25 protein-coding genes and 2 pseudogenes are annotated in these 23,584 nt (G+C 73.2%); 12 read left to right on the forward strand and 15 right to left on the reverse strand.

Annotation, left to right across the window (positions count from 1 at the left end; all coding sequences use genetic code 11):
• Positions 1 to 37: 37 nt before the first annotated feature.
• On the reverse strand, positions 38 to 1,450 hold the full coding sequence (locus AC5L3Z_RS06225; protein WP_494840214.1) for a hypothetical protein: 1,413 nt from the start codon (positions 1,448 to 1,450) through the stop codon (positions 38 to 40).
• 205 nt (positions 1,451 to 1,655) lie between these two features.
• Here AC5L3Z_RS06225 and AC5L3Z_RS06230 point away from each other — a divergent pair, with 205 nt between their 5' ends.
• Complete coding sequence (locus tag AC5L3Z_RS06230; protein WP_334526045.1) at positions 1,656 to 1,886, forward strand: CDGSH iron-sulfur domain-containing protein; 231 nt, start codon at positions 1,656 to 1,658, stop codon at positions 1,884 to 1,886.
• Between the two features lie 54 nt (positions 1,887 to 1,940).
• Here AC5L3Z_RS06230 and AC5L3Z_RS06235 read toward each other — a convergent pair whose 3' ends face one another.
• Genes AC5L3Z_RS06235 through AC5L3Z_RS06245 form a run of 3 tightly spaced genes read right to left on the reverse strand, consistent with a single transcriptional unit; the run spans position 1,941 to position 5,919 of the window.
• Positions 1,941 to 2,993 carry an iron-containing redox enzyme family protein gene (locus AC5L3Z_RS06235; protein WP_494840216.1) on the reverse strand — a complete coding sequence of 351 codons (1,053 nt, stop codon included), beginning with the start codon at positions 2,991 to 2,993 and terminating at the stop codon, positions 1,941 to 1,943.
• 51 nt (positions 2,994 to 3,044) lie between these two features.
• Entirely contained in the window at positions 3,045 to 4,808 is a 1,764-nt protein-coding gene (locus AC5L3Z_RS06240; protein WP_494840217.1) for a thiamine pyrophosphate-binding protein, read from the reverse strand.
• On the reverse strand, positions 4,801 to 5,919 hold the full coding sequence (locus tag AC5L3Z_RS06245) for a baeRF2 domain-containing protein (protein WP_334526037.1): 1,119 nt from the start codon (positions 5,917 to 5,919) through the stop codon (positions 4,801 to 4,803). The genes AC5L3Z_RS06240 and AC5L3Z_RS06245 overlap by 8 nt, the downstream gene beginning before the upstream one ends.
• Positions 5,920 to 6,064: 145 nt before the next feature.
• Here AC5L3Z_RS06245 and AC5L3Z_RS06250 point away from each other — a divergent pair, with 145 nt between their 5' ends.
• The 3 genes and pseudogenes from AC5L3Z_RS06250 (at position 6,065) to AC5L3Z_RS06260 (ending at position 7,510) form a co-directional block, all read left to right on the forward strand.
• On the forward strand, positions 6,065 to 6,613 hold the full coding sequence (locus AC5L3Z_RS06250) for a hypothetical protein (RefSeq protein WP_494840631.1): 549 nt from the start codon (positions 6,065 to 6,067) through the stop codon (positions 6,611 to 6,613).
• Positions 6,614 to 6,650: 37 nt separating this feature from the next.
• Positions 6,651 to 7,334: pseudogene (locus AC5L3Z_RS06255) on the forward strand (alpha/beta fold hydrolase); the annotation flags it as partial.
• A gap of 53 nt (positions 7,335 to 7,387) precedes the next feature.
• Positions 7,388 to 7,510 (forward strand): hypothetical protein, encoded by a 123-nt coding sequence (locus AC5L3Z_RS06260; protein WP_494840218.1) that lies wholly within the window; start codon positions 7,388 to 7,390, stop codon positions 7,508 to 7,510.
• Positions 7,511 to 7,529: 19 nt separating this feature from the next.
• Here the strand turns inward: AC5L3Z_RS06260 and AC5L3Z_RS06265 are convergent, their stop codons facing one another.
• Complete coding sequence (locus tag AC5L3Z_RS06265; RefSeq protein WP_494840220.1) at positions 7,530 to 7,868, reverse strand: DUF3817 domain-containing protein; 339 nt, start codon at positions 7,866 to 7,868, stop codon at positions 7,530 to 7,532.
• Positions 7,869 to 8,029: 161 nt separating this feature from the next.
• On the opposite strand from AC5L3Z_RS06265, the gene AC5L3Z_RS06270 reads away from it, so the two are divergent.
• Positions 8,030 to 9,508, forward strand: a complete 1,479-nt coding sequence (locus AC5L3Z_RS06270) for a glutamate-cysteine ligase family protein (RefSeq protein WP_494840222.1) — start codon at positions 8,030 to 8,032, stop codon at positions 9,506 to 9,508.
• Positions 9,509 to 9,536: 28 nt separating this feature from the next.
• Here AC5L3Z_RS06270 and AC5L3Z_RS06275 read toward each other — a convergent pair whose 3' ends face one another.
• Positions 9,537 to 10,196: an LLM class flavin-dependent oxidoreductase gene (locus tag AC5L3Z_RS06275; RefSeq protein ID WP_494840224.1), complete on the reverse strand. Its 660-nt coding sequence runs from the start codon at positions 10,194 to 10,196 to the stop codon at positions 9,537 to 9,539.
• Positions 10,197 to 10,439: 243 nt separating this feature from the next.
• Here AC5L3Z_RS06275 and wrbA point away from each other — a divergent pair, with 243 nt between their 5' ends.
• The 4 genes from wrbA (at position 10,440) to AC5L3Z_RS06295 (ending at position 12,761) form a co-directional block, all read left to right on the forward strand.
• Complete coding sequence (gene wrbA, locus AC5L3Z_RS06280) at positions 10,440 to 11,039, forward strand: NAD(P)H:quinone oxidoreductase (protein WP_494840225.1); 600 nt, start codon at positions 10,440 to 10,442, stop codon at positions 11,037 to 11,039.
• Positions 11,040 to 11,932: 893 nt separating this feature from the next.
• Positions 11,933 to 12,367, forward strand: a complete 435-nt coding sequence (locus tag AC5L3Z_RS06285; protein ID WP_494840227.1) for a DUF2975 domain-containing protein — start codon at positions 11,933 to 11,935, stop codon at positions 12,365 to 12,367.
• Positions 12,367 to 12,588: a helix-turn-helix domain-containing protein gene (locus AC5L3Z_RS06290; protein WP_334526018.1), complete on the forward strand. Its 222-nt coding sequence runs from the start codon at positions 12,367 to 12,369 to the stop codon at positions 12,586 to 12,588. The genes AC5L3Z_RS06285 and AC5L3Z_RS06290 overlap by 1 nt, the downstream gene beginning before the upstream one ends.
• Entirely contained in the window at positions 12,585 to 12,761 is a 177-nt protein-coding gene (locus AC5L3Z_RS06295; protein ID WP_494840229.1) for a hypothetical protein, read from the forward strand. Before AC5L3Z_RS06290 ends, AC5L3Z_RS06295 begins: the two co-directional genes overlap by 4 nt.
• Here AC5L3Z_RS06295 and AC5L3Z_RS06300 read toward each other — a convergent pair.
• Together AC5L3Z_RS06300 and AC5L3Z_RS06305 are read right to left on the reverse strand one after the other, a co-directional pair.
• Positions 12,758 to 13,465 carry a hypothetical protein gene (locus tag AC5L3Z_RS06300; protein WP_494840231.1) on the reverse strand — a complete coding sequence of 236 codons (708 nt, stop codon included), beginning with the start codon at positions 13,463 to 13,465 and terminating at the stop codon, positions 12,758 to 12,760. The two genes, AC5L3Z_RS06295 and AC5L3Z_RS06300, sit on opposite strands and share 4 nt — an antisense overlap.
• Positions 13,458 to 13,961 (reverse strand): SigE family RNA polymerase sigma factor, encoded by a 504-nt coding sequence (locus AC5L3Z_RS06305; RefSeq protein ID WP_494840233.1) that lies wholly within the window; start codon positions 13,959 to 13,961, stop codon positions 13,458 to 13,460. Before AC5L3Z_RS06305 ends, AC5L3Z_RS06300 begins: the two co-directional genes overlap by 8 nt.
• A gap of 217 nt (positions 13,962 to 14,178) precedes the next feature.
• On the opposite strand from AC5L3Z_RS06305, the gene AC5L3Z_RS06310 reads away from it, so the two are divergent.
• Positions 14,179 to 17,367, forward strand: a complete 3,189-nt coding sequence (locus tag AC5L3Z_RS06310; protein ID WP_494840235.1) for a S8 family peptidase — start codon at positions 14,179 to 14,181, stop codon at positions 17,365 to 17,367.
• Positions 17,368 to 17,440: 73 nt separating this feature from the next.
• On the opposite strand, the gene AC5L3Z_RS06315 is transcribed toward AC5L3Z_RS06310, so the two are convergent.
• The 4 genes and pseudogenes from AC5L3Z_RS06315 to AC5L3Z_RS06330 all read right to left on the reverse strand — a co-directional run.
• Positions 17,441 to 18,571, reverse strand: a complete 1,131-nt coding sequence (locus AC5L3Z_RS06315; protein ID WP_494840237.1) for a helix-turn-helix domain-containing protein — start codon at positions 18,569 to 18,571, stop codon at positions 17,441 to 17,443.
• Positions 18,558 to 18,725: a hypothetical protein gene (locus AC5L3Z_RS06320; RefSeq protein WP_494840239.1), complete on the reverse strand. Its 168-nt coding sequence runs from the start codon at positions 18,723 to 18,725 to the stop codon at positions 18,558 to 18,560. Before AC5L3Z_RS06320 ends, AC5L3Z_RS06315 begins: the two co-directional genes overlap by 14 nt.
• A 197-nt stretch (positions 18,726 to 18,922) precedes the next feature.
• A complete protein-coding gene (locus AC5L3Z_RS06325) occupies positions 18,923 to 19,855 on the reverse strand; it encodes a hypothetical protein (protein ID WP_494840633.1) in 933 nt (310 codons plus the stop codon).
• A gap of 177 nt (positions 19,856 to 20,032) precedes the next feature.
• Positions 20,033 to 20,161, reverse strand: a pseudogene (locus AC5L3Z_RS06330) (helix-turn-helix domain-containing protein); the annotation flags it as partial.
• An 81-nt stretch (positions 20,162 to 20,242) separates the two neighbouring features.
• Between AC5L3Z_RS06330 and AC5L3Z_RS06335 the strand changes: the two are divergent.
• Positions 20,243 to 21,028, forward strand: a complete 786-nt coding sequence (locus tag AC5L3Z_RS06335; protein WP_494840241.1) for an SAM-dependent methyltransferase — start codon at positions 20,243 to 20,245, stop codon at positions 21,026 to 21,028.
• A gap of 212 nt (positions 21,029 to 21,240) precedes the next feature.
• Here AC5L3Z_RS06335 and AC5L3Z_RS06340 read toward each other — a convergent pair whose 3' ends face one another.
• The 3 genes from AC5L3Z_RS06340 to AC5L3Z_RS06350 all read right to left on the reverse strand — a co-directional run bounded on the left by AC5L3Z_RS06340 (position 21,241) and on the right by AC5L3Z_RS06350 (position 22,583).
• On the reverse strand, positions 21,241 to 21,465 hold the full coding sequence (locus AC5L3Z_RS06340; RefSeq protein ID WP_494840243.1) for a hypothetical protein: 225 nt from the start codon (positions 21,463 to 21,465) through the stop codon (positions 21,241 to 21,243).
• Positions 21,466 to 21,717: 252 nt separating this feature from the next.
• Entirely contained in the window at positions 21,718 to 22,128 is a 411-nt protein-coding gene (locus tag AC5L3Z_RS06345; RefSeq protein WP_494840245.1) for a VOC family protein, read from the reverse strand.
• A 5-nt stretch (positions 22,129 to 22,133) separates the two neighbouring features.
• Positions 22,134 to 22,583: a helix-turn-helix transcriptional regulator gene (locus AC5L3Z_RS06350; protein WP_494840247.1), complete on the reverse strand. Its 450-nt coding sequence runs from the start codon at positions 22,581 to 22,583 to the stop codon at positions 22,134 to 22,136.
• A 461-nt stretch (positions 22,584 to 23,044) separates the two neighbouring features.
• On the opposite strand from AC5L3Z_RS06350, the gene AC5L3Z_RS06355 reads away from it, so the two are divergent.
• Positions 23,045 to 23,419, forward strand: coding sequence for a VOC family protein (locus AC5L3Z_RS06355; protein WP_494840249.1), 375 nt, complete (start codon positions 23,045 to 23,047; stop codon positions 23,417 to 23,419).
• Positions 23,420 to 23,584: the final 165 nt, after the last annotated feature.

The raw sequence follows: 23,584 nt of genomic DNA on the forward strand, positions 1-23,584 counted from the left end.
GCCGGCGCGGCGGCACCCGACATCCCTTTCCGCCTGGTCAGGAAAGGGTCAGCCCCAGCGGGGCACCCGCCTCACGCAGCCCGTCGAGAGCGTCCGCGAAGGCCAGCGGAGGCGGCGTCGGCAGGTCGTACGGCTGGCAGCGCAGCACCTCGGTGGCCCGGCGGGTGGGTACCGGGGAGACCGGGTACCCGCGCGCGGCGGTCCGGTCCAGTGCCCGGCGGCGCCGCCCGAAGGCCGCCACCGCGAGCCACTGCGGCAGCCCCGCCAGGGCCGGCGAGCGCAGCCCGGGCGACTCGGGCAGAACGTCCACCGAGCTGAACGGCTCGCTGCCGGCGAGCCACCACTCCGCCCCCTCGACGCTGCGGCGGGTCGCGTTCTCGCACCAGTACGGCACCATCCCGGCCCGGACCACCTGCCACGGGTCGAGCAGCCGGCCGCACTCCACCACCAGCCGGTCCCCGGTCTTGCCGGCCCGCCGCAGCCAGCGCCGGTACAGGTCGGCCGTGGCCGCGCTGAACGCCGCCGGCTGGGGGAAGAGCACTTGGTGCAGGGCGTGACCGCGGGGCTGCGCCCACTGCCGGGCGACCGTCTCGAAGCCCTCCTCCACCCCCTGCTCGCTCTGCTCACCGGCGGCGGAGACCTCCGGCGGCTCCCAGTGCGCCCGGTCCCCGCCGACCGCGCGTAGCAGCTGGCGCAGCGCGTGCGAATCCGGATGGAAGTCCACCGGATCCAGGCCGCTGGCCGGGCAGCCGAGCTGGAAGCTGTGCCCCTGCCCCGGGTCCAGCACCGGCCAGCTGCGGCCGTCGCGGACCAGCAGCAGCGACGCCCCCGGCTCCAGCCGGTCGGCGAGGAACCGCGCGTACGCCAGCGGCAGCGTCCGCCAGCGGGCGGTCAGCGACACGGTCTGCCCGGCCACCGCACCCCGGCTGGCCGGACAGTGCACCTGGCGTACGTGCAGGCCCGGGTTCGCCGCGACCAGCCCGGCGGCCAGGCCGGCACCGTGGTCGAGGGCGGCGCGGGGCCGGTCCACCGAACCGTGCGTCCAGTGCACGGCCATCTCGAAGGCGGCGGGCAGCCACGGGACGCCCAGCGCCACCGCCAGGTGCACCGCCGACGCGTGCGGTGAACCCAACACCACCCCCGGGTAGCGGCGCCGGGGATACTGGTCGACGATCCACCGGGCCACCCGCTCCGCGTCGACCTCCGCGGTCTGGGCCGGGGTGAGCGCCACCCGTCCGGCCGCCCGCGCGGCGGCGGCGCGGCGCACCGGCTCCGGGGCCGGGGTGAACCGGGACAGCGCGGTGGGCTGCCCGACGTCGGCGCAGTCCGCGCCACGCAGCGCCCGCGCCGCCGCGGCCACCAGCACCCGGGCGGTGCTCCCCACCGCCACCACCCGGTCCCCGGCCAGGCCGGCGCCGTCGGCCGTCAGCCCCGCCTGCACCTTGGGCACCGGCCCCACCTTGCCTCTGTCGCTCACCACGCGGGGCGGCTTCCCGTCCCTCTGGGGTCTAAACGGGGCATCCACCACCGGGCGGGCGCAATCGCCGGGGCGGTGGCGGTACGCCGGTCCGGGTGATCGGGCACCGGGACCGCCCACCGTGGACCGGCTGCCACGACCGCGTTTCGACGGTGCCGGCACGGGCACATCGGGACGCATGAGCGCCGAGCACCCCTCCGCCGACGCGGCGGCCACGATCACCCCTTACCAGGACGGTCCACTGCTGGTGCGGGGCGATTTCGCCCTGGTCACCCCCGAGGGACGGACCATCGACGCCCGGCGGGGGACGGTGGCGCTGTGCCGGTGCGGCAAGTCGGCGCTGAAGCCGTTCTGCGACGGCACCCACAAGGCGGTCAACTTCCGCGCCGGCACCGACCGGGAAGGCTGAGGCGCATCCCGGGCGCGGCGGCTCCGGCACGCTCCCGCGCCCCCGGCGCCCGGATCAGGCCGCGACGGCGACGGACGACGCGTCCGGCGCGGGGCGCAGCGACGACCCGCCGGCGGCCCAGCTCTCCAGCAGGTGCGCGGCGAAGAGCCGGTCCACCGCCAGCGCGGCGGCGGCGCCCAGGAGCACGTCCTCGGCGAGCGCCGGTTCGGCGCGGACCAGACCGCCGCAGAGGTCGTACGCGGCGATCTGCTCGTGCACCGCGTCGGCCTCCACGTGCTCGTCGTAGAAGCGGGTGGCCAGCTCGTCCAGGCCGAGGCGGCGCAGCCCGTTGCCGTACCGGCGGTTGGGCAGCGAGGAGGTCATCTCGAAGGCGGCCAGGTGACCAACGAGCGCACCGCGCAACCGGCGGTGCAGCCCGAACAGGGAGATCAGGTTGTTGGTGGCCAGGGTGATCGCCGGCACCCGGTCCAGGTGGGCGGCGTACCCGGTGTCCAGGCCGAGCCGGTCGAGGGTGAGCCGGAACAGCTCGGCGTGCATCCGCTCCAGCCGGCCGTTGCCGTACTCGTCCATCTGGATCTCCACCAGCGCGGCCTTCGCCGGGCCGCCGAGCCGGGGCAGCGCCCAGGTGTGCGCGTCGGCTTCGCGCAGGTGGTAGATCGAGCGGTGCGCGACGAACTCGCGGAACTGTTCCAGGCTGGCCCAGCGCTGCAGCGCACCGGCGAGCGACGGCCCGTCGTCGGCGGCCACCACCCCCGCCAGCGCCTGCGGCACACCACCGGGCAGCGGCGCCGGCAGCGGACCCACCAGCCGGCGCACCGCCGTCTCGAAGCGGCGCTCCGCCTCGGCCCGCAGGGCCAGCAGCGACGGCTGCCACTCCCAGTCCTCGTCGACGCCCGCCCAGCCCCGGTAGTGCAGCTCGTAGCAGAGGAAGAGGGTCAGCTGGAGGTCCTCGTCACCGATCGGGTCGTCCGCGTCGAACCCCGCCCCGAGACCCGCGGGCAGGTCATGGGGCGGTTGTCGCAGCGCGTCCAGCACGGCGCCGGAGACCGGGCCGCGGGGCATCGGCAGCGGCGCGGGGCCGTGACGGCGGTCGACCGGATCGGACATCGAACCTCCAGGGGTGACGGAACTCGGAGGAAGTGCCCTCCCGGGGATCGACTAAACGAGGTCCTCCGCCTCCACGCCGACCTGCCCGTCCAGCACCTGTTCGCGAACCCGGCGGGCGGCGTCCCCGTGAGCGAAGAGCCCACGCAGGTCGGCCAGGGCCGGCTCCGGCGGGTGCAGCGGCACGGCCGGGTCCACCACCGCCTCCAGCACACACGGCCGATCCGCGGCGAAGGCCTCGTCCCAGGCAGCGCCGACCAGCTCCGGCCGGTCCACCCTGACCCCGTGCAGGCCGAGCAGCCGGGCCCAGCCGGCGTACGGCACGTCCGGTCGCCGCCCGCCGGTGGCCCCGGGCAGGTGCCGGCCGCCGGCCATGCCGGACTGGTCGCGGTTGTTGAGTACCAGCACGACCAGCCGCGGGTCGGTCCACTCCCGCCACCGGTGCGCCACCGTGATCAGCTCGGCGAGGCCGTTGAGCTGCATCGCCCCGTCCCCCAGCAGCGCCACGACCGGCTCGTCCGGGCGGGCCAGCTTCGCGGCGACCGCGTACGGCAGGGCGCAGCCCATCGAGCCGAGGGTGCCGCAGAGCTGCGCGTTCACCCCGGGCGGCAGCTCCAGATGGCGGGCGTACCAGTAGATGACCGAGCCGACGTCGACGGCGACCGCGCCCCGGCGCGGCAGCCGGGTGGACAGCTCGTGGAGCACCAGTTGCGGGTTGACCGGCTCGGCGGCCGCGCCGGCCCGGTCGGCGGCTTCCTGCCGCCACCGGTCCACGGAGCCCTCGACCGTCGCCCGCCACGACCGGTTGGGCTCGTCGCGCACCCGGCTCAGCAGCGCGCGCAGCGTCTCGCCGGCGTCGCCCACCAGCGGCACGTCCACCGGGTAGTGGGTGCCGATCCGCCGCCCGTCGATGTCGATCTGCACGGTGCGGGCCTGCCCGGGCATCGGGAACCAGTCCGTCCACGGGTTGTTGGTGCCGACCAGCAGCAGGGTGTCCGCCCCGCCCATCAGCTGCGCGGCGGCGGTGGTGCCGACCTCGCCGAGCACGCCGGTGTGGAAGGGCAGCCGCTCGTCCAGCACCGGCTTGCCGAGCAGCGAGGTGGCCACGCCGGCGCCGAGCCGGTCGGCGAGCGCGACGATCTCGTCCTCGACGCCCCGGCCACCCTGACCCACCAGGATCGCCACCCGCTGACCGATGGTCAGCAGCGACGCCGCGGCGTCCAGGTCGGCGTCGTGCGGCAGCACCCGGGCCAGCGGCTCGCCAGGCGTCGCGGTGAGCACGCCGGCCCGATGCTCCTCGAGGTCGGGTACGCCGGCCAGCTGCAACTCCCGGGGCAGCACCACGCAGGTCGGGCTGCGGGTGGCCGCGGCGGTCCGGAACGCCTGGTCGAGCAGGACGGGCACCTGACCCGGCGCCCGCCCGTACCGGACGAACTGGTTGCACACGTCGCCGAAGAGCCGGCTAAGGCCGATCTCCTCGTGCGCGCCGCCGAGCGGACCGGTGATGTCCTCGCCCACGATCGCCACCACCGGCTTGCTGTCCAGCTTGGCGTCGTACAGGCCGTTGAGCAGGTGCACCGCGCTCGGGCCCTGGGTGGCCAGGCAGACTCCGATCCCGCCGGTGAACTTGGCGTGGCCGGTGGCCATGAAGGCGGCCGTCTCCTCGTGGCGGGCCGGGACGAACTCCGGGTCCCCTCCGGCGCCGTCCAACGCCCGCAGCAGCGGGGTGATCGCCTCCCCCGGGCAGCCGAAGGCGCGCGGCACCCGCCAGGCCCGGAGCCGGTCCACCACCAGGTCCGCGACCGTCCGGTCAGCCATTGCCGCGCCCCGGGGTGCCGGCGTCGACGTAGCGCAGCACCGCGCCGACGCCGTCGGTGAGGTCGGGCGCCTCGTCGCGCCCGAGGACGGTCAGCTCGGCGTCCGTGCCGACCAGGGCGCGCAGCAGCGCCGCGTCGGCGCGTACCTGCTGCGGCTCGCCGACCGCGGGCAGCTGCTCCGGCCCGGTGGCGATGTCGGTGGCCCGGGGGCCGATCCAGAGCCGCCCGGTGGCCGACGGGTCGTCCACGATGAGCATGTTGTCGACCTGGTTGCGTTGCAGGGCGGCGACGACGGCGTCGAGTCCCTCCCCGACGTCCTCCTGCATGCCGAAGCGGTCCAGCGTGGTGGCGACCCGCTGCTCGGCCACCTCGGCGATGGTCTGCACGGTGATGTCGTCCATCGCGGTCAGGTCGGCGCCGCCGCCGCGCGCGCCGGCGTCGGTGCGCACCACCATGTCCTGCCAGCGAGGTGGGAGCTGGGCGGCGATCATTCCGGTGGCCCGGACGTCGCCGGCCACCACGAGCACGTCGGCGCCGACGTTCTCGGCCAGTTGGACGGTCGCCGCCACGGTGTCGCCCGCGTTGTGGTGCCAGGCCTCGACCGCCGAGCGCTGGTAGCGGGACTGGGACCAGCCCCCCGGTTGCACCCGGCGCAGCTGGTGGTTCTCCCGCCCCTGGATGTGGGCCCGGCGCGGCACACCGCCGGCACTCACCGCCATCGCGTCGGCGCCGGTGCGGTCGGCCAGCACCCGCACCCAGGCGACCTGCTCCCCCCGCTGGGCGACCAGCGGCATGGTGTGCGGCAGGGAGGACCAGACGGCGAGGTCCTTGAGCGGCGGAGCGGTGAGGTACTCGGTGAGCACCACCCGGCCCTGGGTGGCGAAGACGGCCACGCCGTAGTCCCCGGGCATCGGGTCGTGGCCGCGCACCACCCGCTCGACCGCCTCGATGGTCACCGCGTCGGCGCCCTGCGCCAGCAGGTGCCCCTTGAGGGCCCGCCAGCGCAGGTCGACCTGCGGGTGCGCGTCGTGGGTGTCCCGGGAGGCGTCCAGGTAGACCGAGCACCACGGCCCGGGACGGTCGTAGAGCGGACGCAGGAAGGACAGCTGCATGCTCGAGACCCCTTTCCAGCTCGGCCGCCCGCTTACCCGCGCCACCCGGGATGTCACCTCCGTCGGCGCTCGGGCGTGACGCCGGTTCATTCACGCCGTTCGACCCGGCGGACCGATACCATCTGTGCACGCATCCGGACTCTCGGTGGTGAACATGGACAGCGACCTGCACACGCGGGTGGTACGCCCGACCCAGCGGATCCTCACCGGACGGGTGGTGCGGCTGCTGGAGGGCTACCCCCGGGAGATCAAGGTCGGGCAGCCGGTCCTGGTCGCGGTGCTGACCGCGGCGAGCGTGGTGGGGCTGCTGATGCTGCTGGTGCGCACCCTGCTCTCCACCGGGGGCGGCGGCGCGCGCCGGAGCTGGAAGGACCTCAAGAAGGGGCCGGAGTTCCTGGTCACCCCGTTGCGGGTCCGCGACGGCACCGGCCTGATCTACGAGGTGGAGCTGCACGGCCACCTGCCGCAGAGCGCCCTGCACCCCGCCGACCACGTGCAGCTGACCCTGCGCCCGCAGCCCGACGCGGACCTGCCGCCCCGGGTGGAGCGGATCGTCAACGTCACCACCGGGCAGCTGCTCACCCCGCGCACCGCGACGCTCTGGTCGCACCTCGGGCCGCCGCTGCTGCTCCAGGCGCTGCTCGGCGCAGTGCTGGTCGCCGGGATCGCGGTCTGGTCGGTCCTCACCGGCTGACGGTTTCCACCGCCACCCGGGCGGGCACCGGGCAGTGATGTTCCCCGGATTCACCCACGAGGAGATCGACGTCGGCCCGGTCCGGCTGCGGGTGCGGCACGGCGGGTCCGGCCCGCCGGTGGTGCTGCTGCACGGGCATCCCCGTACCCACGCGACCTGGCACCGGGTCGCGCCGCTGCTCGCCGACCGGCACACGGTGATCTGCCCGGACCTGCGCGGGTACGGCGGGTCGTCCAAGCCGCCCGGCGGTGACGACCACGCCGGATACGCGAAGCGGGCGATGGCGGCCGACGTGGTCGGCCTGCTCGACGCGCTGGGCCACCGGCGCGCGGCGGTGGTGGGTCACGACCGCGGCTGCTACGTGGCGATGCGGACGGCGCTGGACCACCCGGAGCGGGTGAGCCGGCTCGCGGTGCTCGACGGGGTGCCGATCGGCGAGGCCCTGGCCCGCTGCGACGCCCGGTTCGCCGCGGCGTGGTGGCACTGGTTCTTCCTCGGTCAGCTCGACAAGCCCGCCGAGCGGGTGATCAACGCCGACCCGGACGCCTGGTACGGCGGCTCGCCCGAGCGGATGGGCGAGGAGGCGTACGCCGACTACCGGCGGGCGATCCACGACCCGGCCACCGTGCACGCCATGTGCGAGGACTACCGGGCGGGGCTCGGCCCGGACCGGGCGGCGGACGACGCCGACCGGGCCGCCGGGCGGCGGATCGGCTGTCCGACACTGTTCTGCTGGTCCGAGCGGGACGACATGGTCGCGCTGTACGGGACCCGGTGGCGATCTGGCGGCGGTGGGCGCCCGACCTGCGGGCCACGTCGATCGACTCGGGGCACCACATGGCCGAGGAGGCGCCGGAGCAGTTGGCGGCGGAGCTGGCCGCCTTCCTGGCCGGCTGAGCGCCGACCGGCGGGCGGGTCAGCCGACCGGGGTCAGCGGGCGGGTCGGGTCGGCGGCCGTGCCCAGCAGGCCGCGGCGGCGGGCCCAGCGCTCGAAGATCAGCGTGGCGAAGGGCGGAACCGCGCAGACCAGCGCGACGAAGGTCGTCCCGAGGCCCCAGCGGTGCAGCCGGGCGACCGCCAGCACCAGCAGCCCGTACGCGACGAAGAGCGCGCCGTGCACCGGCCCGAAGATCTGCACCCCGATCTCGTTGGCCGGCGGGCCGTACTTGACCGCCATCCCGGCCAGCAGGGCCAGCCAGGAGCACGCCTCGGCGATCGCCGCCGCCACGAACAACCGGGTCGTCTTCTCACGCATCCGGCCATGGTAACGAGCCGGTCGCCCGCAAACGCCGGCACGACGTACGGCGCGACGGGGATCACCCGGGCCAGGATGGGTACGTAAAGAGCCCTTCGGGTCTTCCCCGCCCCGCTGTCCCATGCGAGGTTAGGGGGACCAACGGTGACAGGGTGGTGACCATGGGCGAGGACGTCGGCGTACGCACGTTCAGTCGGGAGGACCGGGCCCGCTACCGCGAGAAGGTCCGCCGCTGCCTGGACGTCTTCGCCGAGATGCTGCGGGAGTCGCGCTTCGACGTCGAGCGGCCGATGACCGGCCTGGAGATCGAGCTGAACCTGGTCGACGAGGAGTCCATGCCGGCGATGCGCAACGCCGACGTGCTGGCCGCCATCGCCGACCCGGCTTTCCAAACCGAGCTGGGCCAGTTCAACGTGGAGATCAACGTGGCGCCCCGCCGGCTCGCCGGGACCGGCACCGCCCAGTTCGAGGAGCACGTCCGGGCCAGCCTGAACGCCGCCGAGGAGAAGGCCCGGACGGTCGGCGCGCACATGGTCATGATCGGCATCCTGCCCACCCTGCGCCCGGAGCACCTGACCGCGCGGACGCTCTCGGCCAACCCGCGCTACGCGCTGCTCAACGAGCAGATCTTCGCCGCCCGCGGGGAGGACCTGCCGATCGCCATCAGCGGGGTGGAGCGGCTGGCGGTCACCGCGGACACCATCACCCCGGAGGCGGCCTGCACCAGCACCCAGTTCCACCTCCAGGTCAGCCCGGCCCAGTTCGCCGACTACTGGAACGCCGCCCAGACCGTCGCCGGCATCCAGGTGGCCCTGGGTGCCAACTCCCCGCTGCTGTTCGGTCGGGAGCTGTGGCGGGAGACCCGCATCCCGCTGTTCCAGCAGGCCACCGACACCCGGCCCGAGGAGATCAAGGCCCAGGGGGTACGCCCCCGCGTCTGGTTCGGCGAACGCTGGATCACCAATGTCTTCGACCTGTTCGAGGAGAACGTCCGCTACTTCCCGGCGCTGCTGCCGGTCTGCGACCAGGAGGACCCGGCCAAGGCGCTGGCCGAGGGGGGCGTTCCCAAGCTCGCCGAGCTGCGGTTGCACAACGGCACCATCTACCGCTGGAACCGGCCGGTGTACGACGTGCTCAAGGGCCGGCCGCACCTGCGGGTGGAGAACCGGGTGCTGCCGGCCGGCCCGACGGTGCTGGACACCGTCGCCAACGGCGCGTTCTACTTCGGGCTGGTCCGGGCTCTCGCCGAGTCGGACCGGCCGCTGTGGTCGCAGATGTCGTTCAGCGCCGCCGAGGAGAACTTCACCAACTGCGCCCGGCACGGCATCGACGCGCAGGTCTTCTGGCCCGGTCTGGGCTACCTGCCGGTCACCGAGCTGGTGCTGCGGCGACTGCTGCCGCTGGCGTACCACGGGCTGGACCGCTGGGGGCTCGACCCGGCCGAACGGGACCGGCTGCTCGCCATCATCGAGCAGCGCTGCCTGACCGGCCGCAACGGCGCCACCTGGCAGGTGGAGACGCTGCACCGGCTGGAGTCCGCCGACCACCTGGACCGGCCGGCGGCGCTGCGCGAGGTGGTCCGCCACTACGTGGACCTGATGCACAGCAACCGACCGGTCCACGAGTGGCCGATCCCCTGACCCCCGTGCCGCGCTCGACCCCGGGGGCTCAGCCCCGGCGGGCGCGATCCGCGTCGACGATCTCCCGGACGCCCGGCGCGACCTCCTCGGCGAACCGGCGGATGAAGTCGGCCGCATCGATCCGGTAGAGCAGGTAGGCGCTGATCCCCTCGGTGAGGGTGAGGTCGGCGAGCTGCTCGATCCAGAGCTTCGGCGGCCCCTGGAGGAAGCCCTGCTCGGTCCGGCTGAACGTGCCCGTGACGTTGTAGAGCCGGCGGACCGCCCGCGGCGACCGGCCGGCCGCGACGGCGGCCTCGTCGATGATCTTGTTGCCGATCGGGAGCGCCTCGGGGGGCAGGAAGGGAGAACTGGGCAGCCACCCGTCCGCGACCCGTCCGATCAGCCGCTGCATCCGTGGCTGGTACGCGCCGAGCCAGATCTTGATGGCGTGCGCCGGGAAGGGGCCGGGCAGGACGCCGTCGAGACGGTAGTGCTGCCCGGCGACGTGCGCGGCCGGGCCCGGGGTCCAGAGGGTCCGGATGACGGTGATGGCCTCCGCCACGGCGGCGACCGCCTCGGCGGGCGAGCGCCGGGGGCCGCCCTCCGCCGCGATCGCGTCCCACATCGCGCGGGAAGGTCTCGTCGTCGCCTCGTTCGTCGCGTCCTGCCGCGCCGCGGCGAACGCGCTGGTCACCGCGGACGGCGACATCTGGACGCCGGCCTGACCCGCCGGCCGACCCGCCACACCCGCCTGACCGCGCCTCGTGCAGCCGACCATGTCCCGCCTTCCGATGGGTGCGACGGAGTCATCCGGCCGAGGGCGCGCGCCGTCATTTCCGATCAAGGGGGATGCGGTGAAATCGTCGCTAAGCGCCGCGAAAGCCGCATACGCTGGAACTCGCTGAGCCAATTAACTGCCCTGCGGGTGGCAGCCACACCAGGAGAAAATGCCATGACCACCGTCAAGCTCTCCGTCATCTACTACTCGGCTACCGGCACCGTCCACGCGATGGCCGAGCGCCTGGCCGAAGCTGGGCAGAAGGCCGGCGCTGAGGTCCGCCTTCGGCAGTGTCCCGAGCTCGCTCCCGAGGAGGCCATCGCCTCCAACGCGGCATGGAGCCAACACTTCGACCGGACCAAGAACGAGCCGAAGGCCACCGCGGATGACGTCGTCTGGGCTGATGCCGTGCTGTTCGGCACCCCGGTCCGCTACGGCAACGTCTCCAGCCAGCTCAAACAATTCCTCGACACGCTTGGCCCGCAGTGGGTGCAGGGTCTGCTGGCCGACAAGGTGTACGCGGGCTTCACGGCCGCGCAGACGGCCCACGGCGGCCAGGAGGCGACGTTGCTGGCGCTCTACAACACCATCTACCACTTCGGCGGCGTCATCGTGCCGCCCGGCTACACCGACCCGTTGAAGTTCGCCGACGGAAACCCCTACGGGGTCTCGCACGGCACGGGCGGCAACAACACCGACCCGCTGACCCAGGTGCAGTTCGCCGCCCTCGATCACATGGCGCAGCGGGTGGTCCGCTACGCCGGCAGACGCTGACACCTGACATATCGGGACCGTCCCGCCGCCGGGGGTGGCGCGGACGGTCTCACCACCGCCGGGATCTCCGACCACGCCGTCGGCCTGGGCCGGCGACGATACTGGTCCGGCGAACGCCGAGGCGAACAGCACTCACCCTCTGGGGGTCGCGACGGCGTCCGCCCGGCTGCTCGCTACCGCCGCAGCCGACCCGCAGCAGGCCGCCGTCGTCGACCAGACGCGTCACGCCGCCCATCGCCGGCAGGTACGGGCCACCTGTGGCATCACCTGCGACAAGCTTTCCTGCGGCTGCCGGCCCCACCGCCGCGGCGATCACCGGGGCGCCGATTCGCCGCCGCACCCGATCAGGTCCGGGTCACCAGGTTCGAATGCCGCCTACTCAGCGGTGGTGGTCGGCGCCGTTCCCTCACTGGCGCGCCGCCGGCGGTGCCGCCCCGCAATCGGCTGACCACCCGGTTGCGTGCGGCCGCTACCGCTCGCCAACTGCCGTCAGTCAGGCCAGCGACGCATGCCGGACGGGTCTCGGACCGTCCGGCACAGCGGTCGTCGCGCTCGTCGCACCATCGCTGGTGACCTCCTTCGAGCGACGGCGGTCGAATGCATCGACGCCAACCGCCTCGCCCGTCAAGCCGCAGGCTGACCCCAATTGGCTACGGAGTGCTCGGTCGAGATCCCCGACTCAGCCGGCACCGTCCCGGTGCCCGCGCCTCCGCAACCACCGACGCAGACCCCGACACGCAGCGAACGGCGCGGCAGGCGGGCCGGTTCAGCCGAGACGCGCGTCACCCGGAGGGGCAACCCGCTCGCCGCCTATTGACTTTCGATAGGTAACGAGTGATAGTCGATGCATGCTTACGGCTCACCGGGCGGTAACCGCCCTCAGGATCTTCCTCGTGCTGTTGTTCGGGGTGCTCGTCCTGTTCCAGACCATGTCGTTGCCCGGCCAGTTCGCCCACATGGCCCAGGAGTCGCCGGACATGGCGTACCTGCGCTGGCCGGCCACCGCCGTGACGGTGTTCTGGGTGCTCTGCGTCCAGGTGGTGATCGTGGCGACCTGGAAGTTGCTCACCCTGGTCAAGAACGACCGCATCTTCACCCCGGCCGCCCTGGCCTGGGTGGACGCGATCGTGTGGGCCATCGCCGCGGCCTGGGTGGTGCTCGTGGGGGTCTTCCTCTACGTCGGGTTCAACGCGAACGACCCCGGACTGCCGCTGCTGCTGTTCCTCATGACGATCGGCGTCACCGTGCTGGGGCTGCTGATGGTGGTCATGCGCGCGCTGCTGCGCCAGGCCACCACGCTGCGCACCGACATGGAAGCGGTGATCTGATGCCCATCGTCGTGCGCATCGACGTGCAGCTGGCCAAACGCAAGATGAGCGTGGGCGAGTTCGCCGAACGGGTGGGCCTCACCCCGGCCAACGTCGCGGTGCTGAAGAACGGCCGCGCCAAGGCAGTGCGCTTCAGCACCTTGGAAGCCATGTGCCGGGTGCTCGACTGCCAGCCCGGCGACCTCCTCGAATGGGTCGACGAAGAAGGAGAAACCCGATGAAGTACCTGCTCGCCCTGGTCGCCGTCCTCGTCGTCGCGCTCGGCGTCGCCGCCGTCGTGTACGGGGAGGCCGACGACTCGCCGGGCCTCCAGCTGCTGGGTGGCCTGCTCGTCATCGCCGTGGTGGGCTTCGGCGTACGGCTGGCCCGACGCGGCCGGAAGCGGGTCGGCTAGGCCCCGACGGGGCCCCGGTCCTGGAACTCGTACGTGGTGGTCAGCGCCTCGGGCAGGTCGGGGACGAGGGCGTTGGTGCCGTCTACGACCTGGACGTAGCGCCTGCCGTGGAAGATCGACCAGCTCCCGTCAGGGACCCGCTCGATCGTGAAGAGCTGCGTCTGCGCGGCCGGGTCACAGGCCCGGCCGCGCACGCTGCCCGGCGCGGCGTCGTGCACGACGGTCATGCAGGCTTCTCCGGTGCCGTCCGGCCTGGCCAGCACGATGCGGAACCGGTCCCCCTCGGGGCGCAGCACCCACAGCGCCCGGTCGTCGATGCCCCGCTCGGTGGTGGCCCGCACCCGGTCGTCGTCCGGGCCGATCGCCAGCGCCGCCCCGCCCATGCCGGGCACCACGATCAGCACCTGCCGCCGGCCGCCGAGGATCTCTTCCGGTCCCGCCGAGGCGGTCGGGGAGGCGACGACCGGCGACGGGACCGGACCGGCCGGGTCGACCCCCCGGTCCGGCGGCGCGGCCTGGTCCCGCCCCGGCAGCAGCGTGCTGGCGGCGGCCAGGAGCAGCACGGACAGCGCGGCGCCGTAGCCGGCCGCCCGACGGCGCCGACGCTGGTCGCCGCGGCGGCGCAACGTCTGCGCCGCGGGCAGCGTCGTGACTCGCTGGACCCGGTCGGCGATCGCCGCGAGGTCGTCGTGCGGATCAACCATGAGAGGCCCTTTCCTGATGTGCCTCGGTGAGCATCCCGGCCATCGCTCGGCGGCCCCGGGCGAGGTACGACTTGACGGTCCCGACGGGCACCTGCATCTCGGCCGCGACCTCGGCGACGCTGAGATCGTTCAGGTGGTGCAGCACGACGGCACGGCGCTGGTTGGCACTGAGTCGTTGCAGCGCCTGCAACAGGGCGACGTGATCCTCGTTGAGTCCGGGCACGCTCTGGTCGACGGCGGCGGCCCGGCGGTGGGCCCGGACCCGGTTGAAGGTCTTGCGCCAACTGCTCACCGCCGCGCGGGAGGCGACCCGGCGGACCCACGCCTCCGGGCTGTCCGCCTCCCGCACCGTCCGCCAGCGCTGCCAGGCCCGGGTGAAGGCCTCGGCGACCGCGTCCTCGGCCTCGCTGCGGTTGCCGGTCAGCGCGTAGACGTGACCCACGATCCGGCCCGCGCAGGCCGCGTAGAACGCGTCGAACTCTTCGGCGTCACGCATCTGACCGCTGTCCCCCGACGCCTCGTCCCGTGATCACCGCCGCATGCAACCCGGCGGGGACCCCCGAACACAGCCGCGCGGGCGCAAATGTGAGCACCGTCACACATCAAATGATCAACCGGCCGACCGGTCCAGGCGTCATCGTGCCGTCCCGGGAAAGGCCCGTGGCGGAGAGGACGATGTGCGACGACGGCAACGACGCGCCCTGACAGCCGGTGTGCTCACGACCGCGCTGACGGTGGCCGGCCTGACCGCTCCCCCGGCGGACGCGCAGGAGCGGCCGGAGGCGAGGGCGGTCACCGGACCGCGCGGCACCTTCACGTTGGTCACCGGGGACCGGGTGTCGCTCGACGCCGGCGGTCACCTGGACATCCAGCGGGGACCGGGACGGGCCGGCATGCGGTTCGTGACCAGCCAGGAGGGGGGCCACCGGTACGTGGTCCCGGTCGACGCGATGCCGCTGCTGCGCGACGGGCGACTCGACCGGCGGCTGTTCGACCTCACCACGCTCGGCGAGTTCGGCTACGACGACCGGACGGCGGAGCTGCCGCTGCTCGTCGCGTACCCGAAGGACAAGCCGGCGCAGGCGCGGTCCGCCGCCGACGACGCCGCCCGGGTGCGGGCCGACCTGCCCGCCGCCGACGCGCTGGCCGTGCGGGCGGGCCGGGACGACCGGGCCGCGCTCTGGTCGTCCCTGACCCGGGGTACGCCGTCGCAGCGCACGCTCGCCGCCGGGATCACCCGGGTGTGGCTGGACGGCAAGCGCCGGGTCGCCCTGGAGCACAGCGTGCCGCACATCGGCGCCCCGGCGGCCTGGCAGGCCGGGTTCGACGGCACCGGCGTCACGGTCGGCGTGCTGGACACCGGGATCGACGCCGGCCATCCCGACTTCGCCGGGCACCTGACCGAGGTCCGGGACTTCACCGGCGGCAACAACCCCGGGGACGACGTCGGCCACGGCACCCACGTGGCGTCGACCATCATGGGCAGCGGCGCCGCCTCCGGCGGACGGAACCGCGGCGTGGCGCCGGGCGCGAAGCTGGTCGTCGGCAAGGTCTGCGCCACCTACGACTGCCTGGACTCGGACATCATCACCGGGATGGAGTGGGCCGCGGCGCAGGCCCGGGTGGTCAACCTGAGCGTGGGCGGCGTCGACCTGCCGGGTCTGGACCCGCTGGAGACCGCCGTCCAGGACCTCAGTCACCGCTACGGCACGCTCTTCGTGGCCGCCGCCGGCAACGAGGGCAAGCCGAAGTCGGTCTCCTCGCCGGCCTCCGCGGACGACGCCCTCGCCGTCGCCGCGGTCGACGCCGACGACCAGCGGGCGTACTTCTCCAGCCGGGGTCCCCGCGTCGGCGACAACCACATCAAGCCGGAGATCAGCGCGCCGGGCGTCGACATCGAGGCGGCCGCCCCCGGCGGCGGCTACGCCACCCTGTCCGGCACGTCGATGGCGACCCCGCACGTGGCGGGCTCGGCCGCGATCCTCGCCGGGCAGCACCCGGACTGGTCCGGCCGGCAGCTCAAGGCCGCCCTGATGAACTCGGCCGAGCCGGCCGGCGACGCCAGCCGCTACGAGCAGGGCGCGGGCCGGCTGGACATCGGCCGCGCGGTCGCCCAGCCGGTCGTCTCCGACACCGCCGTCATCGACTTCCCGGTGCAGCGCTGGCCGCACGCCGACGACACCCCGATCACGCGGGTCGTCGGCTACCGCAACACCGGCGCCACGCCGGTCACCCTGTCGCTGGCCGTCGGCCCCACCCCGGCCGGCATGATCACCGTCAGCCCGACCACACTGGTGGTGCCGGCCGGCGGCCACGCCGAGGCGACGATCACCGTGGACACCCGGGTGGAGGCCCCCGACGGCGTCTACCACGGCGCGCTGACCGCCACCGGCGCCGGGGACCTGCGGGTCCGGACGCCGTTCGCGCTCAACCGGGAAATCGAGAGCTACGACGTCCGGCTCGACCACACCGGACGCGACGGCGCACCGGCCACCGAGTACGAGACCACGGCGGCGGACCTGAGCACCGGCGAGTTCACCAAGCTGGCCGGGCAGCCGGGCGGCGGCACGATGCGGCTGCCCAAGGGCCGTTACGCGCTGTACAGCACCATCCACGAGGGCACCGCCTCCACCCTGCTCGCGCAGCCGGTGCTGGACGTACGCGGCCCGCTCACCCAGGCGCTGGACGCCCGTACGGCCCGGCCGGTCGCGCTGACCGTGCCCCAGCCGGACGCCGCACCGCTGGCGATCAACGTGACCGCGAACTGGGACGACGGCATCCGCTACCCCGGGGTGGGGCTCAGCGGGGCGTCGTTCGCGGACGTCTTCTTCGGCCGGATCGGGCCCGCCGTCGCGGCCCCCGAGTTCACCTCGATGCTGGGTATCGGGCTCGCCCGCCCCGGCCCCGACCGGACCTTCCGCAACAGCCCCTACACCTACGACCTCGCGTACGTGCGCCAGGGCGACATGTTCACGGGGCTGACCAGGAAGCTCTCACCGGAGAACCTCGCCACCGTCAAGGCGACCTACCGGAGCCAGTCGACCGCCACGACCGCGGTCCGCTTCCACCGGGCGGCGTCCCCCGCCGGCGGCCCGATCGGTTCGAACTCGTCGTTCGACCTGCCGTTCCACGCCACCGAGTACTACAACACCGACGGTGGACTCGTCTGGACGTCCACCTTCCTGGAGGGCGAGAACCTCACTACGCAGGAGTCCACCTTCCAGCCGGGCCGGACGTACACCCAGACCTGGAACGCGGCGCCCTTCGGGCCCACCATGGGCGGGGCCCCGCCCCTGGCGTCGCTGGGGTACGCGGGCCGCGACGGCGACTTCATCGTCGTCGAGCCGCCCCTGTTCGGCGATGCGGCCGGCCGCCCCGCCAGCCGCTACGACGTGCCGGTCCGTCTGCGGTTGTCGCGCGACGGTGAGGAGATCGCCACCGCCGACGGCCCGTACGCCGAGTTCCAGGTGCCCGCCGGCAAGGCCACCTACACCCTGGAGGCGACCGCCACCCGCGGCGCGCCGGACACCCTGTCGACGTCGGTCTCGGTGGCCTGGACCTTCACCTCGGCGCACACGTCGGCGCCGCAGCGGCTGCCCCTGACGACGGCCCGGCCGACGCCCGCACTCGACGACACCAACACGGCCCGGGCCGGCCGGACGATGACCATCCCGGTGGCGCTGGACCGGCACGCGGGCTCGCCGGCCGCGCCGAACCGCACGCTCGGCGTCTCCGCGTCCTTCGACGACGGCCGGACGTGGGTGACGTTGCCGGTCGCCCGGGGCGTCGCCCGCATCACCCATCCGCGGCAGCCCGGCTTCGTGTCGCTGCGCCTGACGGCCACCGACACCGCCGGCAACACGGTGACGCAGACGATCCAGCGGGCCTACCGGATCGCCTGACCCACTGCCCGGTCCGGGGGCGGCGGCCGCGTGCCGCCGCCCCCGGACTGTTACCCCCGACAGCCGGGCCCGGTCAACGGGTCAGGCCGACCAGCGTCGCCAGGCGGGCCACGCCGGCCGGCGCCGGCCGTCCCCGGGCGACCTCCGCGAGGACGGTACGCGCCACCGGCCGCCAGCGGACCTCCGCCGGCGCCACGCCGTCCGCGTCGACCAGCGTCCGTCCGGCCGCGCGCAGGTCACCCGCCTGCAGGTACGCCCGCGCGATGTCCACCAGGTACGCCGCCCGGTACTCCGCCGGCAGTCGCCGCCACCCCGGCCGCCGCACCGCCCGCTCGTGCCGGTGGACCGCCTCCCCGGCGTCGCCCAGCCCGACCGCCACCACCCCGGCCAGCTCGACGGCGACCGCGCCGAAGCAGATCCGGTGCGGGTCGTGCCCGGCCCCGACCCGAGCGGCGATCCCGGCGGCCTCGTCGATCAACGCCTCGGCGCCACCGATGTCACCGCAGCCGGCGGCGGCCAGCGCGGCCTGGAGCAGCAAGGTCCCGCGCACCGCTCCTTGCGGGGTGCGCTGGGCGGCGGCGACCGCCGCGGCCAGTGCCAGCCGGTCCCGACCCAGCGCGCGCAGCGACTGCCCGACCGACACGGCCGCCGTCCCCGCCAGCACCGGATCGTCGCCGGCAACGACCACCGCGCGGTCGGCGGCCAGCCAACCGAGGTCGGCCTCGCCGAGCTTGACCAGCACCGACGAGGTGATCCGGTACGCCTGGAGCAGCAGTTCCGGCTGGTCCACGCGCCGGCCGCGGGCGGCGTCGAGCAGCTCCGGCAGCAGCCGCAGCACCTGCGCGTAGTGCGCGTGCTGGTAGGTCAGCCAGGCATGCCCGACGTGCCGCCGGAGGTCTTCCGCCGACACCGTCCGGCTGGCGTCGTAGCGGGCGAGGGCGGCACGGATCCCGTCCACCCGGTCCAGCGGGCCGGTCTCCACGCTTCGACTGCGCTCGCCGAGCACGACCGCCGGGTCGACCCGCAGCACCTCGGCGATCTCCTGGATCACCGAGTACCGGTCGAGCGAACGAACACCCCGCTCCACCTCGTCCATCCAGCTCTTCGACTTGCCGAGCCGGTCGGCGAGCATCTGCTGGGTCAGCCGGCGGCGCACCCGCCAGCGGGCCACCCGCCGGCCGATCGGCTCGTCACTGCTGGTCACGCCGCCACCGCCGGTCCGGTCTGGCCCGGGTGGTGTCCTCCGCCGGTATGCGGTCCTCCTCGGCCTGGGCGAGGAGCCGTCGTCTGGCGGCCTCCCGCTCGGCCGCCTCGACCTGCTCGCCACGACTCAGGGCATCGTGTCGCTGGTCGTTCATCCGCACCTCCGTCAACCAGGCGACGGCGACGAAGGCTGGGAAGGCGGTCGCCGCCGCATCCGATGTCGGCGACCGCTGCCGTTCCGGCTGCGGTAGATCGCCACGACGAAACGTTGCCGTGACGGAAGGTGAGCACCCAGGTGCAGAAGGTACTAGCGGCGCACTTGGGGTGGAACTGGTCGGACGGGACGTACCAGTCAGCGTGGGCAGCCCATGAGGTCGGCCAGTCGCGCCAGCTCGTCGGTCATGGCCCGGCGGCGACCCGCCGCGATCCGATCCACGATGTCCCTCGCGTACCGCTGTTGACGCAGCCAGGTCGGGGCGGTGTCGCCCAGCTGCGTGAGCACCGCCGTCGCCTTCCCGTACCGCCGGAGATCCGCGTACGCCCACGCGACGTCGAGGCGGTGTCGCCGCCATGCGGATCTGCTGATCGTCGGCACGGGCGGCACCTGCTCCGAAAGCTCCAGAACCCGGCCCGCGTCGCCGGCAACAGCCGCCGACTCGACCCGCTGCATCTGCACCTTCGCCGTATCGAAGCCGCCGACCAGCATCAGGTGGTCCGCTGCCGGCACGCGATCACCGATCCGAACCGCCGCAGCGGCGGAAGCAGCGATCAGGTCCGGCACTTCGTCTGGTCGGTTGTCCCTGGCCTTGGCGGCGGCGGCACCCAGGAGCAGCCAACCCCATGCGGACAGCTCCGCGGCTGTCGATCGGGAGAACCGTGGTTCCACCTCGTCAGCCGTGGCCACCGACAACTCGGCCGCCTCGGCGATGCGGCCCTGGCGCACCAGCAACCAGGACACGGTGCGGATGACGGTGGCCGCGACCACTCGGTCTCCGGACCGCTGCGCCGCATCCAGCGCCCCCGACAGGGCGGTCTGCGCCAGATCCTCGGCCCGCAGTTGGATGAGCAGACCGCCGGCCAGATGCAGCGTGCGGGCGAGAACGTCGTACGCCTCGGTCTGGCGTTCGTCATCGGTCATCTCGACGGCGGCCCGCGCCTTCAGCAGCAGCGGAGGCACGGCGGCCAGGGCGACCGCGTAGTCACCGGCGTTGTAGACCTCGTCGGCGGCGTGCAGGTTGGCTTGCAACGTGTCGAGGCCGGGGGGCTCGTCCAGTGGCGCGGCCATCGGGGCACCGCTGAGGCCCCGCACCGGGGTGATCGCCCGGCGGATCTCGGCCAACGACAACGACTGGTGGTCCGGCTCCCCACGGGCGGCGGCCTGCGACGCGTCGCCGAGCAGCGCGGACGTCGGCACCCGCAGAGCACGAGCGAGGGCGTGCAGGGTGTCGAGGCGCGCGGCGCCGCGACTGCCCTGCTCCAGCTTCCGGATCACCTCGACGCTGACGCCGGATCGCTCCGCAAGCTGTTCCTGCGTCAGCTGCGACTCCCGACGGATCGCTGCGAGGCGATCTCCGACGGTCTGGGCCTTCATGCCGTCTCCCCCAGGTCAAGTCTCGGGTCGCGTTCACGGCTGCGCCACTTCGGACGGTACACCCGAGCCAGCGTCAGCAACGTGACCTGGACGGACCCCGCCACCTGGTACGCCAGCCTGCCTGCCTTGCATGCCGCCGCGGCCGCCTTGAGCACCGATGCTGATGGTCATGTCTGTTTCCCCGAACGGGGACACCCATGTCCGCTGCGCTCTGGCAAGGTGTTTCAGATGACCGCCCAGACTCACTGGCAGGCGTGGCACGAAACCTATGCCGATGAGACTTCCCCGCTGTCGCGTCGACTGCGGCTGGTGCAGCAGCACATCGCCTCGTGGCTTGATCACCGTTCGGGCGAGCGGCTGACTGTGGTGAGCGCATGCGCCGGGCAGGGCCACGACCTGATCGGTGTTCTCGCCTCAAGGGCTGATGCTCGTTCACTACACGGCACCCTGCTCGAGTACGACGCGGGCAACGTGGCCGCCGCTCAAGCCGCCGCCGACCAGGCCGGGCTCTCCAATCTCGTCATCAAGCAGGCGGACGCGGGCCAGCTCTCTTCGTACGTCGGTGCGGTTCCGGCCGAACTGGTGCTCATGGTCGGGGTCTTCGGCAACATCTCGGACGCCGACGTGGAGCGAACGATCGCTGCCCTGCCCCAGCTGTGCGCAGCGGGCGCCACGGTGATCTGGACCAGGGCGCGACGGGCACCGGACCTGACGCCAGCGGTGCGGGGGTGGCTTCGGGACGCAGGCTTCGCGGAGGTGGCGTTCCATGCTCCGGACGACGTGCGATTCTCTGTCGGCGTTCACCTGTTCGAAGGCACGCCGCAGCCCGTGAATGCCACGGGGACGATCTTTACTTTCCTGCGCTGACGGGTGATGCGCTGAGTGGAGTGACACCAACGCTCGGGCCGTGGGTCATGCGGGCAGGGCGGTCAGTCGTCGCAGCGGAACTTGGAGCCGCGAGCGGCCGGCACGTCGACGTTGTGCAGCATGTCGGCCAGCTACTGGCCGCTCGGACGTCTACCGCAGGAACTTGATTAAACGTGCCGACCGCTCACAGACGTTCCCGGCAGCACTCCAGGTCATGCCTCGACAGCGGTGCGTCGCCCGCTGCGCCACCTGGCGGCGTACGGCTGGAAGAACATGTACAGGCCGGTGAAGAGCAGCACGGCGAGCGGGAGCAGCGGCAGGTAGAACACCCAGGCGGGCAGGGCTCCGCTCAAAGCGACGAAACAGATGATCACGGTCAGCGCGAAGGCGAGGGACAGCCAGCGGTGGATCTGCCGAACCGCCTTGTTCCAGTTCATGTGGGACCTCTCCTCGAAAACGAGCAAACCACGGCGACCTGCCGGGTGGGGGCATAATGATTCACGGGCAGCAGCGCCTCGCCGCGCCGTGGAAGGACAGCCGCGCCGAACACGGCGCAGGTGAGTGTCGACGCACGGTGTCGCGACGGCGTGGCGAACTGAGCCGGCGACGGTGACAACCAGGCGGCTGCCACCGCCGTCGTCGTGCGGGCTCGAACAGGGAGCCGTCGTACCGGTCCTGAGCCGGACGGCTCAGCGCAGTTCCTGGATGCGGATCAGGTTGCCGGCGGGGTCGCGGAAGGCGCAGTCGCGGATGCCGTACGGCTGCTCGATCGGCTCCTGGACGACCTCGGCGTCGCCGGCCTGCAACTTCTCGAAGGTGCCGTCGAGGTCGGGGGTGGCCAGCAGGATCCAGCCGTAGGTGCCCTTGGCCATCATCTCGGCGATCATGCGGCGCTCGTCCTCCGTGACGCCGGGGTCGGCGGCCGGCGGCGCCAGGAGGATGGACGTGTCGGGCTGGTCGGCGGGGCCGACGGTGATCCAGCGCATCGTGCCGTGTCCGACGTCGTTGCGGACCTCGAAGCCGAGGACGTCGCGGTAGAAGGCCAGGGAGGCGTCCGGGTCGACGTGCGGGAGGAAGCTGGTGTGAATGGTGAGGTTCATGCCAGTCAGGCTAGGTGCGGCCCGACGGCCGGCGCTTCTCGATTCCTGACCGGTCTGGTCACCTGTTTCGCCAGGCACGCCGGCATCCCCGCCGTCGCGCGGGCCGCCTCCCGCCGGTAGGTGCTGGGCGGCATGCCGACCAGCTCGGTGAAGCGGGTGCTGAAGGTGCCCAGCGACGCGCAGCCGACGGCGAAGCAGACCTCGGTGACGCTGAGGTCGCCCCGCCGCAGCAGCGTCATCGCCCGCTCGATGCGCCGCGTCATCAGATAGGAGTACGGCGACTCGCCGTAGGCGCGCCGGAACTCCCGGCTGAGGTGCCCGGCCGACATGTTCGCGCCGCGGGCCAGCGCCTCGACGTCCAGCGGCTGCGCGTACTCCCGGTCGATCCGGTCCCGGACGCGCCGCAGCCGCGCGAGGTCGCGCAGGTGCTGCTCCGCGGCGGGTCTGCTGCTCACCCGCGCATCGTACGTCGCGAGCGAACTCCCAGAGTGCCACGATCGAGACGTCTCCCCCGGCAACTCACCCGGTCCCGCAGCACCGTGACGCCCTGTCCGGTGGCCAGCAGCACCGTGCGCACCACCCCGGGCAACGTCTACCCCTTGCCGGCCAGGTCCGCGCAGACGTTCACCGTCGACGTCGTCGTGCGCTGCGGCGACACGCGACGACGCGTCGTCGCCAGCCGCCAGGACCACCCATCGATGAGAACACCTGCCGTGTTAACATCTCGTCGCGCCCCAGATGGGCCTACCCCCCGGAGGTTGTGGCTACTTCAGCCGCCACGCCGAGATCAACACGACGTACGTGTGTCTCGCGCGGAGTCCGGGGCGTCGGCGCCTTCGGGGCTTTGTCATCGGTGCGGTTGGTGGACGCCACGGGCTTCCGGTCGGGTCTCCGGACCTACCGAAAGACGGTACGTATGGCAGTCACGTTCAACCACACGATCATCGCCACGAAGGACAAGAGCGCGTCGGCCGCGTTCTACCGGGAGCTGTTCGATCTGCCGGAGGCACCATCGTGGGGGCCGTTCGCCAACGTCCTGCTCGACGAAGGTGTGCTGCTCCAGTTCGCCGAGCCGCCGGTGGACATCCAGATGCAGCACTACGCGTTCCTCGTCGACGATGAGCTGTTCGCGCGGTGCCTGGCGCGTGTCGAGGAACGAGGCATCACCTACTGGGCCGACCCGCAGATGAAGCGCCCCGGGGAGACCAACACCGAGCACGGCGGGCGCGGGTTCTACTTCTTCGACCCGGCGGGGCACGCCATCGAGATCATCACGCGGCCGTACCTGTAGGCGGATCGCGCACCGACAACGCGCGGGTCGGGGCCGTTCTCGGCGGGGACCGCCTCGCCGGGACCGGCCCTGCCCACCGTCGCAGCAGCAAGCTGACCACCGCGATGGCCGGGCCGAGCCCAGCCGCCATGAGGAAGACCAGGTCGTAGCCGGTTGCGCCGGCCG

The organism is Micromonospora sp. LZ37 (assembly GCF_059359015.1).

What these genes read in the sequence shown, in the direction of transcription:
- AC5L3Z_RS06345 (WP_494840245.1), bottom strand. Translation starts at nt 22,128, where the DNA reads ATGAACCTCACCATTCACACCAGCTTCCTCCCGCACGTCGACCCGGAC.
- wrbA (WP_494840225.1), top strand. Translation starts at nt 10,440, where the DNA reads ATGACCACCGTCAAGCTCTCCGTCATCTACTACTCGGCTACCGGCACC.
- AC5L3Z_RS06245 (WP_334526037.1), bottom strand. Translation starts at nt 5,919, where the DNA reads ATGCAGCTGTCCTTCCTGCGTCCGCTCTACGACCGTCCCGGGCCGTGG.
- AC5L3Z_RS06320 (WP_494840239.1), bottom strand. Translation starts at nt 18,725, where the DNA reads ATGAACGACCAGCGACACGATGCCCTGAGTCGTGGCGAGCAGGTCGAG.
- AC5L3Z_RS06240 (WP_494840217.1), bottom strand. Translation starts at nt 4,808, where the DNA reads ATGGCTGACCGGACGGTCGCGGACCTGGTGGTGGACCGGCTCCGGGCC.
- AC5L3Z_RS06305 (WP_494840233.1), bottom strand. Translation starts at nt 13,961, where the DNA reads ATGCGTGACGCCGAAGAGTTCGACGCGTTCTACGCGGCCTGCGCGGGC.
- AC5L3Z_RS06230 (WP_334526045.1), top strand. Translation starts at nt 1,656, where the DNA reads ATGAGCGCCGAGCACCCCTCCGCCGACGCGGCGGCCACGATCACCCCT.
- AC5L3Z_RS06270 (WP_494840222.1), top strand. Translation starts at nt 8,030, where the DNA reads ATGGGCGAGGACGTCGGCGTACGCACGTTCAGTCGGGAGGACCGGGCC.
- AC5L3Z_RS06325 (WP_494840633.1), bottom strand. Translation starts at nt 19,855, where the DNA reads ATGGCCGCGCCACTGGACGAGCCCCCCGGCCTCGACACGTTGCAAGCC.
- AC5L3Z_RS06275 (WP_494840224.1), bottom strand. Translation starts at nt 10,196, where the DNA reads ATGTCGCCGTCCGCGGTGACCAGCGCGTTCGCCGCGGCGCGGCAGGAC.
- AC5L3Z_RS06340 (WP_494840243.1), bottom strand. Translation starts at nt 21,465, where the DNA reads ATGAACTGGAACAAGGCGGTTCGGCAGATCCACCGCTGGCTGTCCCTC.
- AC5L3Z_RS06265 (WP_494840220.1), bottom strand. Translation starts at nt 7,868, where the DNA reads ATGCGTGAGAAGACGACCCGGTTGTTCGTGGCGGCGGCGATCGCCGAG.
- AC5L3Z_RS06300 (WP_494840231.1), bottom strand. Translation starts at nt 13,465, where the DNA reads ATGGTTGATCCGCACGACGACCTCGCGGCGATCGCCGACCGGGTCCAG.
- AC5L3Z_RS06235 (WP_494840216.1), bottom strand. Translation starts at nt 2,993, where the DNA reads ATGTCCGATCCGGTCGACCGCCGTCACGGCCCCGCGCCGCTGCCGATG.
- AC5L3Z_RS06290 (WP_334526018.1), top strand. Translation starts at nt 12,367, where the DNA reads ATGCCCATCGTCGTGCGCATCGACGTGCAGCTGGCCAAACGCAAGATG.
- AC5L3Z_RS06295 (WP_494840229.1), top strand. Translation starts at nt 12,585, where the DNA reads ATGAAGTACCTGCTCGCCCTGGTCGCCGTCCTCGTCGTCGCGCTCGGC.
- AC5L3Z_RS06355 (WP_494840249.1), top strand. Translation starts at nt 23,045, where the DNA reads ATGGCAGTCACGTTCAACCACACGATCATCGCCACGAAGGACAAGAGC.